Origin of the sequence: Salinivibrio sp. AR647 (assembly GCF_001995415.1) — a bacterium.
GTDB classification, from domain to species: Bacteria; Pseudomonadota; Gammaproteobacteria; order Enterobacterales; family Vibrionaceae; genus Salinivibrio; species Salinivibrio costicola.
Map to the genome: position 1 here is coordinate 35,620 of NZ_MUFE01000001.1, position 15,231 is coordinate 50,850.

15 protein-coding genes are annotated in these 15,231 nt (G+C 48.3%); 9 read left to right on the forward strand and 6 right to left on the reverse strand.

Features of this window, described 5'->3' with window-relative positions:
• Positions 1-581 precede the first annotated feature (581 nt).
• Positions 582-815: a DUF2789 family protein gene (locus BZG76_RS00175; RefSeq protein WP_077459738.1), complete on the forward strand. Its 234-nt coding sequence runs from the start codon at positions 582-584 to the stop codon at positions 813-815.
• A 32-nt stretch (positions 816-847) separates the two neighbouring features.
• Entirely contained in the window at positions 848-1,126 is a 279-nt protein-coding gene (locus BZG76_RS00180) for a hypothetical protein (RefSeq protein WP_021022014.1), read from the forward strand.
• 40 nt (positions 1,127-1,166) lie between these two features.
• Here BZG76_RS00180 and BZG76_RS00185 read toward each other — a convergent pair whose 3' ends face one another.
• Entirely contained in the window at positions 1,167-1,946 is a 780-nt protein-coding gene (locus BZG76_RS00185; protein ID WP_077459739.1) for a Zn-ribbon-containing protein, read from the reverse strand.
• Complete coding sequence (gene syd, locus BZG76_RS00190; protein WP_021022016.1) at positions 1,943-2,491, reverse strand: SecY-interacting protein; 549 nt, start codon at positions 2,489-2,491, stop codon at positions 1,943-1,945. The genes BZG76_RS00185 and syd overlap by 4 nt, the downstream gene beginning before the upstream one ends.
• 63 nt (positions 2,492-2,554) lie before the next feature.
• Here syd and queF point away from each other — a divergent pair, with 63 nt between their 5' ends.
• From queF to xni, 5 genes are all read left to right on the forward strand, one after another.
• Positions 2,555-3,403 (forward strand): NADPH-dependent 7-cyano-7-deazaguanine reductase QueF, encoded by an 849-nt coding sequence (gene queF / locus BZG76_RS00195; protein WP_021022017.1) that lies wholly within the window; start codon positions 2,555-2,557, stop codon positions 3,401-3,403.
• 58 nt (positions 3,404-3,461) lie between these two features.
• On the forward strand, positions 3,462-5,867 hold the full coding sequence (locus tag BZG76_RS00200) for a hypothetical protein (RefSeq protein ID WP_021022018.1): 2,406 nt from the start codon (positions 3,462-3,464) through the stop codon (positions 5,865-5,867).
• Between the two features lie 76 nt (positions 5,868-5,943).
• Positions 5,944-7,503 (forward strand): GGDEF domain-containing protein, encoded by a 1,560-nt coding sequence (locus BZG76_RS00205; protein ID WP_077459740.1) that lies wholly within the window; start codon positions 5,944-5,946, stop codon positions 7,501-7,503.
• A 120-nt stretch (positions 7,504-7,623) separates the two neighbouring features.
• A complete protein-coding gene (gene ppnN / locus BZG76_RS00210; RefSeq protein WP_077459741.1) occupies positions 7,624-8,985 on the forward strand; it encodes a nucleotide 5'-monophosphate nucleosidase PpnN in 1,362 nt (453 codons plus the stop codon).
• 80 nt (positions 8,986-9,065) lie between these two features.
• The gene (gene xni, locus BZG76_RS00215) at positions 9,066-9,836 is read left to right on the forward strand and encodes a flap endonuclease Xni (RefSeq protein ID WP_077459742.1); all 771 of its coding nucleotides are present in this window, start codon (positions 9,066-9,068) and stop codon (positions 9,834-9,836) included.
• Here xni and rlmM read toward each other — a convergent pair.
• The 4 genes from rlmM to BZG76_RS00235 form a co-directional block, all read right to left on the reverse strand.
• Entirely contained in the window at positions 9,833-10,918 is a 1,086-nt protein-coding gene (gene rlmM, locus BZG76_RS00220; RefSeq protein ID WP_077459743.1) for a 23S rRNA (cytidine(2498)-2'-O)-methyltransferase RlmM, read from the reverse strand. The two genes, xni and rlmM, sit on opposite strands and share 4 nt — an antisense overlap.
• A gap of 102 nt (positions 10,919-11,020) precedes the next feature.
• Positions 11,021-11,419: a DUF423 domain-containing protein gene (locus BZG76_RS00225; protein WP_077459744.1), complete on the reverse strand. Its 399-nt coding sequence runs from the start codon at positions 11,417-11,419 to the stop codon at positions 11,021-11,023.
• Positions 11,416-12,054 (reverse strand): alpha/beta family hydrolase, encoded by a 639-nt coding sequence (locus tag BZG76_RS00230; protein ID WP_021022024.1) that lies wholly within the window; start codon positions 12,052-12,054, stop codon positions 11,416-11,418. The genes BZG76_RS00225 and BZG76_RS00230 overlap by 4 nt, the downstream gene beginning before the upstream one ends.
• Positions 12,051-12,956: a transcriptional regulator GcvA gene (locus tag BZG76_RS00235; RefSeq protein ID WP_021022025.1), complete on the reverse strand. Its 906-nt coding sequence runs from the start codon at positions 12,954-12,956 to the stop codon at positions 12,051-12,053. The genes BZG76_RS00230 and BZG76_RS00235 overlap by 4 nt, the downstream gene beginning before the upstream one ends.
• Positions 12,957-13,311: 355 nt before the next feature.
• Between BZG76_RS00235 and BZG76_RS00240 the strand changes: the two genes are divergently transcribed.
• On the forward strand, positions 13,312-14,523 hold the full coding sequence (locus BZG76_RS00240; RefSeq protein ID WP_077460031.1) for an aminotransferase class V-fold PLP-dependent enzyme: 1,212 nt from the start codon (positions 13,312-13,314) through the stop codon (positions 14,521-14,523).
• A 22-nt stretch (positions 14,524-14,545) separates the two neighbouring features.
• Positions 14,546-14,971, forward strand: coding sequence for a SufE family protein (locus BZG76_RS00245; protein WP_077459745.1), 426 nt, complete (start codon positions 14,546-14,548; stop codon positions 14,969-14,971).
• Positions 14,972-15,231: the final 260 nt, after the last annotated feature.

The window sequence follows — 15,231 nt, forward strand, 5'->3', positions numbered from 1 at the left end:
GAGGTGTCCTTTCGTCATCCTGACAAACCGAAATTCCGATTTTCGATAAGCTCTCCATCCTGGAGGTGTCCATGACTTCGTCCTGAAGTGATCCTTAAGCCCCCATCCTGGGTTGTCCTAAGTCTTCCTGACGCACAAGCTTCCTGCTTGCAGCGAACGGCTCCGTCCGTTGTCCTTTTTGCAATCCTTGCCAGCGCTTCTTCCTGAAGTACTGCCTCATCCTGAGGTACCAAGTCCTTGGTGATTCCTGTTCCCTGTGTCAGTTCCCTTCCGACACCCATAAGATTACGCGAATAGACGCTTGGTACAAGTCACTGTCACGTGCTTAATCTCTCATTTTTTAGTCCGAACTAGTTACAATCCAGTAAGTCACTGTTTTAAATTAAAAATAAACTATCGTCAGGTCGTTTGTCTTGATACGATTCTGCTTTTATCCCACGCGCGTGTAAGAGATATCGCACACAGAAAAGGGATAATTGTCTCGACAAGGTAGGATTGAGTCATCAACGGTGGGGAGAGGTCTGCGCTTTTTATTCTTGCTATAGTCAATATAGACCCATACCAACAGGATAGGAGAGACAATGGAAACGTTCCAGCATGATTTGCAACATCTGTTTGAGCAACTCGGGTTAGACAGCGATCACACAGCGATTGAGCACTTCTTATCCAGCCACTGTCTGGTGGACGGACAAACGCTGGTGGAGGCTCCTTTTTGGAACGCGGCGCAGCGGGCATTGATTGAGCAAGCCGTAAAAGAGGATGCCGACTGGGCTGAGCAAGTTGATATGCTTGATGCATTACTGAGAAAGCCCTAATCTTGCCGCTGACTTTAAACCAAGGAGATGAAATGAGCTATCAAGCAGCATTAGAGCGAGCGTTAAAAGCGCTCGCCGCAAAAGGACAAAGCGCGACAGTGGCAAAGATAAAAGCTCAACTTGATACACAAGTCCCATTGCCGCTGATCATTCAGGCCGTCAAAAGTGCCAAAAAAAATCAGTCCCTGCCTGCCATGTCAGCCCCCGAGATCACCCTGTCTGATGCTGAGCGGATCGATCAACTTGAGCAACACATTACACAGCTAAGTGAGCGTTTGGCCCGGTTAGAAGCAACGTTGGACAATCAGTAATACAACAATCAAGCAATCAAGCAATCAAGCAATCAAGCAATCAAGTTAGTTTAAAGTCCCAAGACAGGTTTGAGACCAAACGGCAAGCCTCACACTTAAATAAGAAAATATCGTGCAATGGCGTATCTAATCGCCACGCTGCRCCGCATTTCGGACAAGGGCGTGTTAACTCACTGTCCTTGTCTTTGCCACCGACGCGATATTGATAGTAATAAGTCGGGATCCCCGTTAGGTATTCAATCCGACCGCGCAAATCCCATCCCCGTTGAAATAGCCGAGTATGGGGGCTTTGTATCTCGTTAAGCCCAGCAAATTCGGCATCACTGGCGCCCGCCATTTGTAGTTCATCACAGGCCTGCCATTCCGTTTGCCATTTGACGACCGACTTATGGTCACCATTAAAGGTGGCTGGTAAACGGTATAAAGGGATAGGTAGCAACGTATCCCCGCAGCGCAGCGGTGAGCACGTGTGCACAAAGGTTGTGTACAACACTTGCCAACTTGGTGACGCATTAGGCGCCGCTTGCTCCGAATTGAGATCGCGCCCCAAAAGGCGTACTTTTGGCTGGGTCAAACACGCATCAGCCAATTGTTGCAACGCGCGTTTGACTTGAGGACTATGATACTTAGGTTGTAACGCATCTTCATCTGGACACACCACACGGAGCTGAAATTGCCCGTCTTGCATGAGAATAGGAAATTCGCGTCCAAGCACCTGACCGTTATATCGCAGCGCGTCCATTAAACCATTAAGCTTACGATCGACGGCATCTACTGTGGTGTTATCGAAACACTCAAACGTCAGCTCTGTCAGGATCATATAGCATCAACCTCCAACGCCGTCACAAACGCTTCGGCATCTTTGGCTATCACGTCGCGAGTGCCAGTATTCAATCCTTCTTTCACCACTTCGCCGCTCATATTATCAATTGAAATGATCGTCATTTCGTCATCCGTGGTGGCAATGAAAACAGTCGGGGTCAATTTACGCTGACGTTGCATCATTAAATGCCCCAAAATATTTTCTTGTAAGCGTGCGAGATCGTCATCGCTCCAAACTTGCACCAAACAGATCGACTCCCCCGCAAACCGAACCGGTAAATCGGCGCAATAGAAGCCATTATAAAAATCTTTTATATCACTGTGTAAACGCAGCGATATTCCCTTCTCAACATTGGTAAAGTCCGCGGCGGTTTCACGCTTAACTGGCTGCCACTGTACTTGATGCGCATTGTCACTGACCATACAAGGCGATGAGAGCCCGATATACTCATCCGAGCACGGTAAACTCTGATATTGATGCTGCCATGCGGTAACATAATTCTGTGCTAGCGCCCAAAGGGCGCGATGTAATGTGTTCTCCATTCGCAACCTATAGCAAGATTCAGTAAACTTTACCCATTCTACTTGAATCAATAGCAGATCCGTATGAGCAATTATCAAGATGCCGATGCCCTAGCCAAACTATCGCTAGGTCAACACACTGATTACCCAACTGAATATGATCCGTCACAGCTGCGTGCGGTCCCGCGCGAATTAAACCGCCAAGCTATCGGCCTCGATCAGGCGTCGCTTCCTTTCACTGGCTATGATACCTGGACGCTCTATGAACTATCCTGGTTAAACAAGAACGGTTTACCTCAAGTCGCGATCGGCGAGGTACGATTACCCGCATCCAGCCCAAACCTAGTGGAATCGAAATCGTTCAAGTTATACCTCAATAGTTTTAACCAAACCCGATTCGATAGCTGGCAGCAAGTGGCGAATGCACTACAAACCGACCTTTCCGCTTGTGCCGGTGAAGCTGTGGACGTCACCTTATCGCCCCTCAGTGAACTAGAAGGGGAAGTGATTGCGGGACTATCAGGCGAGTGCTTGGATCATCAAGATATCAGTATTGATGACTATCGTTTCCAACCTGAATGGCTAGAAGACGCCGCGCAAGGTGCCATTGTGTCCGAAACCCTTCATAGTCATTTGCTCAAATCGAATTGCTTAATCACTCACCAGCCCGATTGGGGCTCAGTGAGAATTGCTTATAAGGGCAAGAAAATAAACCGCGAGAAATTGCTTCGTTACCTGGTTTCATTCCGCGAGCATAACGAATTTCACGAGCAGTGCGTTGAGCGCATTTTTATGGATATTATGCGCTTTTGTCAGCCTGAAAAATTGACCGTCTATGCCCGCTATACTCGCCGCGGCGGTTTAGACATAAACCCCTATCGTACCAATATGGGCAAAACCCCGAGTGAAAATAACCGGTTAGCACGACAATAACAAAACGGGGCTGCTTATCGGCAGCCTTTCTTTCATTTTTATACATAGAGGATGGCGCATGCGCATCAGCCCACTACTTGTAGGCCTGCTTTTTTGGTTGACGTCGATGGCGGCGTTCGCTTCTATCCACTCCTCGCCCGTTTTAACCGATGCCGAAAAATTATTGGATACATCCCCCATCCAATCCTTAGAAATCAGCAACCGATTCCTGGCCCAACGACGATTAACGACAGGGGCTAATCGTTCACACGTCAACAATGACACCGATCGATCGATTCGGACGCCGTTGCACACGGTTTATGCGTATTTAATTAGCGCCCGTGCTTATGCTCATTTGGAGCAGCCACTTGAGTCCAAAGCCGCGCTCCAAAAAGCGTATCAGGTCGTTGAAGAGTACGATTTAAAACATACTCACGTGCAAGTCGTTCTGACTGAAGCGACGCTCATTTGGCACTTAGACCATGATGAACAAGGCGCACTGGCAAAGTTAGATGCAGTACAAACGGCGATGAGTGCCTTGCCGGAAAATAGTCTCAATGGGCCAGAGCTTCGCTTTCGTAGTGCCTTACTACGCGCCAACATACTGGCTGAAACATCAGATAACGAATCGGCATTAGTGGCGTATGAAAATGCACGCAGCCAGCTGAGTAATGATCCACAAGATCTTCGCGACAAAGTCGAGTTTCAACTCTCATTTGGACGTTTTTTGCTGGCACAAGAACAGCACGAAAGTGCCTTAACTGAACTGCTAAGCGCTTTTTGGATCGCCAGTGAAAATGAATATACCGCATTGATCGCGAACGCCAATATGGAACTTGCTCGACTTTATTTTCAACAAGGTGTACTCGAGCAAGCACTCGAGCATGCGAATCAAGCCGCGGCATTTTTCGAACACTTCTCACTCAGCCGACGACTCTCAGCGTCTCAGCGCTTATTAGCTACCTTATACGAGCAGCAATCTCGGTATAATTTTGCACTCGTGCATTATTTTAATGCGCTCGAAGTTGAGCAGTCTCTTGGCCGAACTCAACCGCTCGCCGATATACACTTAGCCATCGCCCGCACCTACTTTGAGCTAAAACACTTTCCTCTCAGTGATCGCTATATTCAGGATGCATTGCGACTCGTGGGGAGTTTGCCAAACTCGCCACTGACAACTCAGGCCATGCTGTTACAAGGGCGAATACATTTAGCGCTTGAGCAACCCAAACAAGCAGAAAAGGAAATCAAGACCGCGCTTGAGCGCGCCGAGGCTGAAAACGATATCACCACCATGACCCACGCCTATCAGGCATTATCAAACGCTTTCGAGGCGCAGGAACGATATCAAGTTGCGCTCGCTATGCAGCGAGAATATGAGCAATTACGAGCAACACAGGCTCAATCAAAGCAACAGCAACAAGCAGATACCTTTAAGCAACAGCAGCGTGTGGTTGAACGCCAGTTACAAATGGATGAATTACAGCGTCAGCTCGATACGGCGCATCAAGAGCAGTTGCACCTACAAAAAGTCAATTACTTTCTGTTGGGCAGCCTGGGTGTCCTAATTGCCATTGTCTATCTACGCCACCGCGCCGCAGTGTTACGCCAAACCGAACTCGAGCAGTTACGTGATGACTTCTACACTCATCCTCGCACTGGGCTGAGAAACTTACGTATGCTTAATGCCAAATTGCCGCGTTCGCTTGAAAAAAGTAATGCCAATTTTGAGCAATGGTACCTCAACGACATGATTCACCAACCGCTCAGTGATCGGCTACGCTTCGCCATGTTCGACGTGGTTTTTCTCAAAGAATTGTTTTTGTTGCATGGTTACCAACGTGCTCAAGACATAGAACGCCAGCTCGGTGAGTATCTGTCTGAACGTGTGACACAATCTGGGCGTCTGTACCATTTTGCTGACACCCTGTTTATCTATATAGAGACAAACTGGGACGAAAACACCAAACCTGAAGCACTCGCACAATTTGTACAAACATTGATAGAGGATTTTGTCACCCAATACCAAAATACCGTCCACGAAGCGCCCGCTAAGGACGCTACTGTCGACACATCAGACCAATTACTTGATGACCACACATCCATTGATGCTGCTCCTCAACATCTAGCGCGTTTAACGCCACACGTCGCCATTGGCTTAGCAGAGTATCCCTTTTTGCCACGCGCATATACCTCGATCAACGATCAGGAGCTGATAGAGATCTTGCTCACCGCCACACATCAAGCAAGCGCACTGGCTCAACAAAGTGAAGAAAGTCATTGGGTCCACTTTAGTGCGATTAATACGGCGCCGGCGGCGAGTTTCGTCAATACCAACCTTCGCCAAGCCTGTTTAAAAGGGATTGAGTCTGGGCTAGTAAAGGTTAAAACATCATCAAATGGCCTCATGGACTGGCAGAAGGATCACGAATCTGATAAAAAGCGAACATCTTTTATTGATGACGATAGCAATAAGTCGGTATAGCTAACGTCCATGGGTGGTGCATTCTCACTACCTGTGATGCTGAATCGCGAATGTAATTAGGTGTTTTTTCGACCAAATGACTAAGTCAACTCCATCACCGTTGTCGGCACAGACCGCTCAGGCGGATCATCATCATGCGCCTTCAGCATATCGAGAGCTGGCTTTGAAGTCGCGTCGAGAGATCCATACGCTCAAACGCTTAGCATCGCGATTGATTGCGACATGCACAGGCAAAAACACCGCGGTAGATCAAAAACTAACCGACTTCCGTGACATATTATACTCAGCGCAGGATGTTAGCGCGTTGCTTCCGCGTTTAGCTGTTATTGAACGCATGGTGAGTCATCAAGACATGACACAAAAAAAAGCACAGTCCCATCTCGAAGAGCAGTTTCATACCAGTGGTGAAACGCTACAACGTGTTATCGGCCTGCCTGCTCAACTCAAGCGAGATTTACGCGAGTTGCTAGCAAAATCGGCGAACAGTGATACTGAAAGAACGCAGCATTTGATCCGACTACTTCAGCTCTACGAGCGGGCTGTGACCTTGCAAGTCACACGCCCTCGCGCTCAACACGCGCAAATAGAGCTCGATAAAGACCAAATTCGTCGCGTCGCAGATGAGCTACAAAACCTGATTACCGAGCTCGATATTGATGGTCAAGCTGGCAGTCAGTTGCTTGATATTCGTCGCCAATTATTGACCGATGTCGCGCCAGCGACTGTCGTCTCACTCACTCTGTCCGCCCTTCGGCTGATTTTAGATGCCACGCAAGCCGAGCGTCAGGCATCACAACAGTTTCTCGCCCAAGTGAATGATGATCTGGTTGCAATCAGTCAGCAAAATACGCGCGCTTTTGATCACGCCACACAATTGCGGGTGGCACATCAAAGCGTTGATCAGCGCCTAGATCACACCATTACTGACATTGAAAAAGAACTTGGCCTAAAAGGCACGCCAGAGTCCAATCCTGAGGCCGCACTAACACGTGCACTCGACGCGCTGAACGCCATAGCAAAAGAGAACGAGGCCCTCAAAACGCGAGAGCGCGCACTCGAAGAGCAACTGAGCCACAATCAAACCCAGTTGAGTACACTGGCTGAACACACGATGGATCAACGCCGTCATGTTGGCGACCAAGAACGCAAGCGTTTACTGGATCCACTGACCCGTGTTTACAATCGCGCCGCGCTCAATGATCGCCTCGAACATGAATTCCGCTTATGGAAGAAGTACCAACGGCCGTTTTGCCTCGCGGTGATTGACATTGATCACTTCAAGCAAGTTAACCAACAGTTTGGGTATGAAGTCGGTGATAAAGCCTTGAAAATCGTCGCGCGTACGATTTATCAATGTTTGCGTGATACCGATTTTATTGCTCGGTTTGGTGGTGAAGAGTTTGTGATCTTATTGCCCGATGCCAACGATGATACTCGCACAGAAATCCTAGCCACTATCAGCCATACCATCCGCAAGCTGCCGTTAAAATTCAAGAACGAACGCGTCGCGATCACCGTATCGATTGGTGCTACCCTCTTTAGCGATCAAGATACGCCAACCCCCGTTCTAGAACGAGCAGACCAAGCGTTGTATCAAGCCAAAAACAGTGGCCGCAACCAAATTATTTGGTGTTAATTATTACTGGTCAATTGTGGCTGGCGTGTGTATTTTTAATTAACACACTGATTTTTATAGCACCGTGCTATCTTCCCTACTTGGCTTTTCAAGAGGGGCGGTCCGTAAGAGGTTGTCGTTATGATCACACACATTAGCCCCATAGGAACGATGGATCTGCTTTCTCAAATTGAGGTTGATCGTTTAAAAACCAGCGCCAGCAGTGATTTATACCGTTTATACCGAAACTGCTCATTGGCTGTTTTAAATTCTGGTAGTCATACAGATAGCTCCAAAGCGCTGCTAGAAAAGCATGAAAACTTCGAAATTCGAGTGCTTCGTCGAGAGCGTGGGATCAAACTCGAGTTGGTTAACCCACCTGAGCATGCCTTCGTCGATGGTAAAATCATTCGTGGCATTCAAGAGCACATGTTTTCTGTGCTAAGAGATATCATTCATGTCAATGTGCAGCTCGAGCACAGCCCGGCGCTAAACCTAGACAGCTCGCCACATATTACCAATTTAATATTCGGTATCTTACGCAACGCCAAAGCACTGCGTCCCCATGTCGATCCTAACCTGGTTGTATGCTGGGGCGGTCACTCCATCAATGATATCGAATACCAATACACCCGCGAAGTGGGCCATGAGTTAGGGCTGAGAGAGCTCGATATTTGCACCGGTTGCGGGCCAGGTGCGATGGAAGGGCCTATGAAAGGCGCGGCCATCGGTCATGCGAAACAACGTACTTATGACAGCCGCTTTATCGGCCTGACGGAGCCATCTATTATTGCCGCCGAGCCGCCCAATCCAATGGTGAATGAATTAGTGATCATGCCCGATATCGAGAAGCGTTTAGAAGCGTTTGTTCGTATCGCCCACGGTATCATTATTTTTCCTGGTGGCGCCGGTACCGCCGAGGAGTTACTTTATATTCTCGGGATCATGATGCACCCCGATAATCACGCGCAGCCACTGCCGATCGTACTCACTGGGCCCAAAGAGAGCGAGGCCTATTTTCGTGATATTGATAATTTTATTCGTGATGTACTCGGTGAAGAAGCCACACAATACTACGAAATTGTGATTGATGATCCGGCCAAAGCCGCGCGTTTGATGAAAAATGCCATGCCCGCCGTCAAAGAGCACCGCAAAGCAACGGGTGACGCCTACTCGTATAACTGGTCATTAAAAATTGAGCCCGGCTTTCAGCATCCCTTCGCGCCCACGCATGAAAATATGGCAAACCTCAACTTACACATGAATCAACGCCCAGAGCTTCTCGCGTCTTCGCTGCGCCAGGCTTTTTCAGGCATCGTTGCAGGTAACGTCAAAGATGAGGGGATGCGTAATATTGAACGCCATGGCCCATTTAAAATTGATGGCGACAAGTATTTGATGGCCAAAATGGATAAACTTTTGCAAAGTTTCGTTGAACAACAACGCATGAAGCTACCTGGCACTGCGTATGTGCCTTGCTATGAAATTGTTTCCGAGACTTAGGCACGACTTTTAACGCCCTGCGTCCTAAACAAAAACCGGGTATAATGCGGCATTTATAAAACGCACACCCGGTTTTTATTATGTCTAGGCTCCATGTTGTTATTATTGATGCGATGAATCTTATCCGCCGAGTCCACGCTGCCCAGCCGGATCAAGAATCGATCGATGCGACGGCTCAATCCTGCATCAAAACCTTGGATAAAATCATCAATCATAGCCAGCCTAGCCATATTGTTGCCGTGTTTGATCATATTGGCCCTGATCGAGGTTGGCGGGCCGAGATACTTCCCACCTATAAACAAAACCGTAAGCCCATGCCTGTGGCACTAGAACAAGGCTTAGACACGATCCAAGAAGCATTTTGGCAAAGAGGGGTCGATGCGTTACTGTCACAAGGCGATGAAGCCGACGACATGATTGCTACCTTGGCATTAAAAGTGGCAGCGCGTCATGAGCACGTCACGATTGTTTCCACCGATAAAGGCTACTGCCAGCTATTACAACCCACGTTAAGCATTCGTGATTACTTCCAACACCGGTGGCTCGATTTAGCGTTTGTTGATGCTCAGTTTGGTGTGCGTCCTGAACAGCTGTGCGATTTTTGGGGGCTGGCCGGGATCAGCAGTAGCGAAGTGAGCGGCGTCCCCGGTATTGGTGCAAAAACGGCAGCAACGCTGCTTGAGCGGTACGAGACGCTTGAAGCTATTTTCGCCGCAAGCGATGTCGAACAAAAATGGCAAAAAAAGCTCGCTGGGCACCAGGATTTAGCCCAACGTTGTAAAAAGGTAGCCCAATTAAAAACGGATATCCCACTCGGTTTTAACCTGCAAGATATCCGCTTTGAACGTTAGCCGCCACGTTGCTGGCGTTTCACACGGCGCAAGTGCACGGTGATCTCTTCGCGATCGTGATAAAGGTGTTTCGCGCGCATTTCATACGGCACATTGTAGTCAGCCAAAAATGCACCTAGGGTTTGCAAGTTTTCTGACACCTGCTCATAACGTCGGCTCATCGGCAGTTTCAAGTTAAAAATAGCCTCTTGGGCCCAACCTTCAATTAACCACTCTCCCATCAACCGCGCCACTCGCGATGGTTTTTCAATCATGTCGCACACTAACCAGGTCACATTCTTGCGCGTCGGCTCAAATTTAAACCCATCTTCGGCATGATGAAACACTTGTCCTGTCTCCATCAGGCTTTCAGCCATCGCCCCATTATCCACCGCATGGACAAACATCGAGCGTTTAACCAATTGATAGGTCCAGCCCCCGGGGCATGCACCTAAATCGACCGCCCACATGCCAGGCGCTAAACGCGTATCCCACTCATCCTTGGGTATAAAATGATGGAAGGCCTCTTCCAGTTTTAATGTCGAACGGCTTGGCGCATCAGACGGAAATTTCATCCGTGGTAGGCCCATATAATGAGGTGAGTTATTGGTCGTCAGCGAGTAGCCCACCAAGCAAGTACCCGGTGCGGTAAAGCATAAGTGAATCACCGGTTTTTTGGGGTTATCTTTGGCTAACATGATGCCTTGTTTGCGCAAGGCTTGGCGTAGTGGCACGGTAAACTTACGGCAAAACTTCAATAAGGCTTTAGCCTCATCGTTATCCGGTGTCTCCACTCGTAGATCGCCACCTTTAGGCAGATCGCTCGCTACCGCCAAAATCGGGGAGATACGATCATCAGGGTCAAGATTCGACAAGGCGGCGGTCACAGCAATCATTTGGCGCGCAAAGATCAGCGAGTCCAACGATAAATCACGCACAACGCGCTCAGCGTCATCTTCTTGGTAGCACTCAAACACAACATACGCGCTGTTATTTATCACGCGCGGAAACCCATACACGCCCATTTCGGTGGTTTTTTGTTGGATTTCTGCGGCGCAGTCTTTTTCAAATCCTGCACGGCAGTAAAGCAAAACCTGGTTCATAACACCCTCTGGTTCGACGATAGGATCACGCTATGTGATGATAAAAATAAGCTGCGCATTATATCTGTCATCTCGACAAGAAAGAAATGCAGATAGCCGCTTTTAACGCGATGGATGAGAGAGAGAAACGTTTGTACGCCATGCGCCCACAGCGAGCCCTCCCCAGCCGATTAAAAAGCTCACGCCGCCAACTGGTGTTACCGGTCCTAGCCAATGCATCTCCGTGAGAGCAAGCAGGTATAAGCTACCGCTAAAGCCGATCATACCAACTAACCAAGCCCAAGCGACCCAGCTGAATAACCGCGTGGAGATCCGTGAAGAAAGTGCACACAGTCCAAGCAAGGCTAAACTATGCCACATCTGATAGTTAACGCCGGTTTTAAAAATAGCTAATTGATAATCGGACAAAACCATTTTCAAACCATGTGCTGCAAAGGCACCTAGCCCGACAGCCAGTCCTGCCCCTAAAGCAGCTAGGCTGATCCAGTGGTTTAATTTCATGCTTTCGCTCCTTGGCGCTCAATAAAACGCAGTAGACAGTCGACCGCAAACTGCCGATTGTCCGAATCAGTGTAACCTGACGCTTTGCGCGGCTTGAAACTATGATCGCCATCAGGAACGAACTCAATATCAATACTTGATGAGTATGAATACCCCATCACTTCTTCTTTCCGACCAAAGGTATCACGCTCCCCTTGCACAATGAGCAACGGTTTGGTCACGGTCGCTAAATGCTCGCCTTTATATTTTTCAGGCTTGCCTGGAGGGTGAAAAGGAAAGCCAAAGCACACCACCCCGCTGACTGATGAATGGCCGGTAAGATGGCTGGCCATACGTCCTCCCATCGATTTACCGGCAAGCCATAAACGACTTTCTTTTGGGCGTAAACTATCGATGGCATCAATCACAGCTTCAAAGTGTGCAAGTAGCTTAGGTGCACGGTCTGGCGGACGCTTTTTGCCATCTTCCTGACGCTTTTCCATATAGGGAAAATTAAACCGCACCACACGGCAACCGACTCCGATGCGTGTCGCGATATCTGTCATAAACTCATGCTCTTTGCCGGCGCCTGCACCATGAGCAATAATCACCCAATCGGTGGCACTGTCAGGCCCATCAAATTCTAGATCTATCATAAATTCATACTCGCTTGCTCTTTTGCTGCAGTGGCTAGCATCCATTCTCGAAACGCAGTAATGCGCCCGGTGTCAGCGTCTCTTTGTTGACTCACCAGATAAAAACCATTGTCACTTTTTAACACCTGCTCAAAAGGTTGCACCAAACGTCCAGAGGCCAGTTCAGGTTGGGAAAGCACATTATTCCCTAATGCAACGCCCTGTCCGTGGGCCGCTGCCTGAAGCACCATCGACGAATGACTAAAAATAGGACCGTGCTCAACGTTCACTTCACTCAATTGATGGGCTTTTGCGAATGCCTTCCATTCTTTTCGTGAGCGATCATGCAACAAAACATGATGGACGAGATCGTCTGGCGCTTGGAGCGGATAGCCGGACTCTAGCAACATGGGAGAACAAACAGGCAACAAGCACTCTTGGTACAATAGGTCACAGCGCAAACCCGTCCAATGGCCTCGGCCATAATAAATGGCTACGTCGACATCATCGGTTAATGACCCATCCTCCAAATCAACCGCTTTTATCCGAACATCGATATCTGGATGCGCTTTATTAAAATCAGCGAGCCTCGGCACTAACCATTGAATCGCGAAACTGGGTGGCAAACTAATGGTCAGCGCTCCTTTGGCACTTCGCTCTAACACTTTATCAGTGGCATAAGAAAGTTCAGAGAATATATCTTTAATATCAAGAAAATAGCTTTGACCTTCTTCCGTCAACAACAGCGAGCGGTTACGACGACGAAATAGCTTTAATCCCAAAAATTCTTCTAACGCTTTGATTTGATGACTCACCGCCGCCTGAGTCACAAAGAGCTCTTCAGCTGCACGAGTAAAACTCAAATGTCGTGCGGCTGCTTCAAAAACGCGCAGCGCGTTAAGTGGAGGAAGACGCCTTGCCATAAACGGACACCCTATTCATTAATTTTTCTAATCGTTGACATTATAAATTGTCGATTGCTGATATACCAGCAACACCCTATAGTGCATCCCGCATCCACATGTGACGTCTCTCTATTTAGACTGTTTCCGTGGTTGCGATGTTGTGTTTGCATTTGTCTAACACTGGTTAGACAGGTAGTCGTATCTACCACTTTTAACTTCCTGTATTTTGACATTGTCTGTCATTACATATTTGTTGGCACTGAGCTTGGCTCAGTGCTTTTTTTTGTCCGTTTTTTATCTTAAACACGTATCACGCTTGAGTTACACCAGTGAGATGGCGATCATAGGCAAGATTTTACTTTGGACGATGACTATGACAGACGGTTTTGATCCCTACGCATTGCGTGCCCAGTTTCCCGCTTTTAATGCCTCAGACTGGGTGTATTTGGACAGTGCGGCTACGGCACAAAAACCACAGTGTGTGATTGATGCCATTTGCCAAAGCTACATGGCACCGGTTGCGAATGTTCATCGCGGCCAACACCAAGCCTCGTTATCCACCACTGCACAGTTTGAACAAGCGCGACGTGAGGTTGCGGCGTTTATTGATGCAAACCCTAGTGAGATAATTTGGACGCGAGGGGCAACGGAAGCTATCAACTTACTTGCCTATAGCCTCAGCCACACTTTGACCGCCAACGACTGTATCCTCGTCAGCGAAATGGAGCATCATGCTAATTTGCTTCCCTGGCAACTGATCGCGCAGCGTACAGGCGCGCAACTGGTAAAGATCCCCTGTTGTGTCAGCACGGGCCAGTTAGATATGGACGCTTATCAACAAGCACTCACGACCCGTCCCCGTATCGTGGCGATAAGTCATGTCAGTAACGTGACCGGAACACGCCACCCGATAGAAGCAATGACCGCACTCGCGCATCGTCATGGTGCAACGGTGATCATTGATGGTGCACAAGGGATCGTTCACGAGCCCCTCAGTATGCAAACCTTGAATGCTGACTTCTATGTGTTTTCCGGACATAAGTTGTATGGACCAACCGGTATTGGCGTGCTCTATGGAAAACCAGAAGCATTGGCTACTCTCGCGCCATTTCACGGTGGTGGCAAAATGATTACTGACGTCACATTTGATGATCACACATTAGCACCGATTCCCGCTCGTTTTGAAGCAGGCACGCCCAATACAGCGGGGGCGATTGGCCTTGCTGCCGCCATTCAATGGCTAAAACAATATGACGCTCAAGCCATCGATACCCATATTAGTGACTGTTATCAATCGCTACTCGACGGCTTGAAACAACGCCCAGCCATCAAGCTAATCTGCCCCCAACCACACAGCACCATAGTGTCATTCGTGGTAGAAGGAGAACACCACGCAGATATTGCTGAGCTGCTCAGCCAACAAAACGTGGCAGTACGGTCTGGGCACCACTGCGCGCACCCGCTGATCAAAGCGCTGGGCGTGGAGGGAACCGTACGTGTATCACTCGGTGCCTATAATCATCAGGAAGACATTCAACGCTTCCTCACAGCGTTAGATAAAACATTATATTTACTCGGTGTTTAATCGTTTCATAACAGGATCTACCATGGATTTACCTACTCACCCCTTTGGCAGTGAACTCGACCAAAAAATGGTTACCGAGATGCTTGCACAACACATCAGCTGGGAGGACAAATACCGCCAGCTTATCGTGTGGGGTAAACGCTTGCCTACGTTTACCGATGAACAGAAGCATACTGCGCGCCTTGTCAGTGGATGCGAAAGTGATGTTTGGTTTTTACATCACTCGGATGACGAAAGGCATTACTTTGCTGCAGATTCAAATGCAAGAATCGTTAAAGGTCTATTAGCCGTTGTGCTCGCTTGTGTTCATGGTCAACACAGTGATGCCATTTACGCTCTCGATTTAGATCAAGTCTTCCAACAAGCCGGATTATCGCACCATTTAAGTGAGTCACGCACCAATGGTTTGCATGCGATTGTGCAATATGTTCATCACCTTACCGCTTAATTTGTGTTGGACGCCGTGGTTCATCGTCACGGCATTCTAACCTTATCCCCCCTAAAACATCGCGCCACCACTGCCCACATATGCCGACAACCCGACTATTCACCATCGAAATACACAGAAGAGTGCAATCGATTTCTTCCAGATCATTCAGTCTCGCCAACGGAAAACAAAGATAAACATAAAAATAACAACTTATTAACAAAGTATTGCATTATTACCTATCAAAATTGACCGAGATCGCGAATGTGTAATCCGAGGCT

Coding starts and splice junctions, on each gene's coding strand:
- BZG76_RS00175 (WP_077459738.1), top strand. CDS start 582: ATGGAAACGTTCCAGCATGATTTGCAACATCTGTTTGAGCAACTCGGG.
- BZG76_RS00180 (WP_021022014.1), top strand. CDS start 848: ATGAGCTATCAAGCAGCATTAGAGCGAGCGTTAAAAGCGCTCGCCGCA.
- syd (WP_021022016.1), bottom strand. CDS start 2,491: ATGGAGAACACATTACATCGCGCCCTTTGGGCGCTAGCACAGAATTAT.
- queF (WP_021022017.1), top strand. CDS start 2,555: ATGAGCAATTATCAAGATGCCGATGCCCTAGCCAAACTATCGCTAGGT.
- BZG76_RS00200 (WP_021022018.1), top strand. CDS start 3,462: ATGCGCATCAGCCCACTACTTGTAGGCCTGCTTTTTTGGTTGACGTCG.
- BZG76_RS00205 (WP_077459740.1), top strand. CDS start 5,944: ATGACTAAGTCAACTCCATCACCGTTGTCGGCACAGACCGCTCAGGCG.
- ppnN (WP_077459741.1), top strand. CDS start 7,624: ATGATCACACACATTAGCCCCATAGGAACGATGGATCTGCTTTCTCAA.
- xni (WP_077459742.1), top strand. CDS start 9,066: ATGTCTAGGCTCCATGTTGTTATTATTGATGCGATGAATCTTATCCGC.
- rlmM (WP_077459743.1), bottom strand. CDS start 10,918: ATGAACCAGGTTTTGCTTTACTGCCGTGCAGGATTTGAAAAAGACTGC.
- BZG76_RS00225 (WP_077459744.1), bottom strand. CDS start 11,419: ATGAAATTAAACCACTGGATCAGCCTAGCTGCTTTAGGGGCAGGACTG.
- BZG76_RS00230 (WP_021022024.1), bottom strand. CDS start 12,054: ATGATAGATCTAGAATTTGATGGGCCTGACAGTGCCACCGATTGGGTG.
- BZG76_RS00235 (WP_021022025.1), bottom strand. CDS start 12,956: ATGGCAAGGCGTCTTCCTCCACTTAACGCGCTGCGCGTTTTTGAAGCA.
- BZG76_RS00240 (WP_077460031.1), top strand. CDS start 13,312: ATGACAGACGGTTTTGATCCCTACGCATTGCGTGCCCAGTTTCCCGCT.
- BZG76_RS00245 (WP_077459745.1), top strand. CDS start 14,546: ATGGATTTACCTACTCACCCCTTTGGCAGTGAACTCGACCAAAAAATG.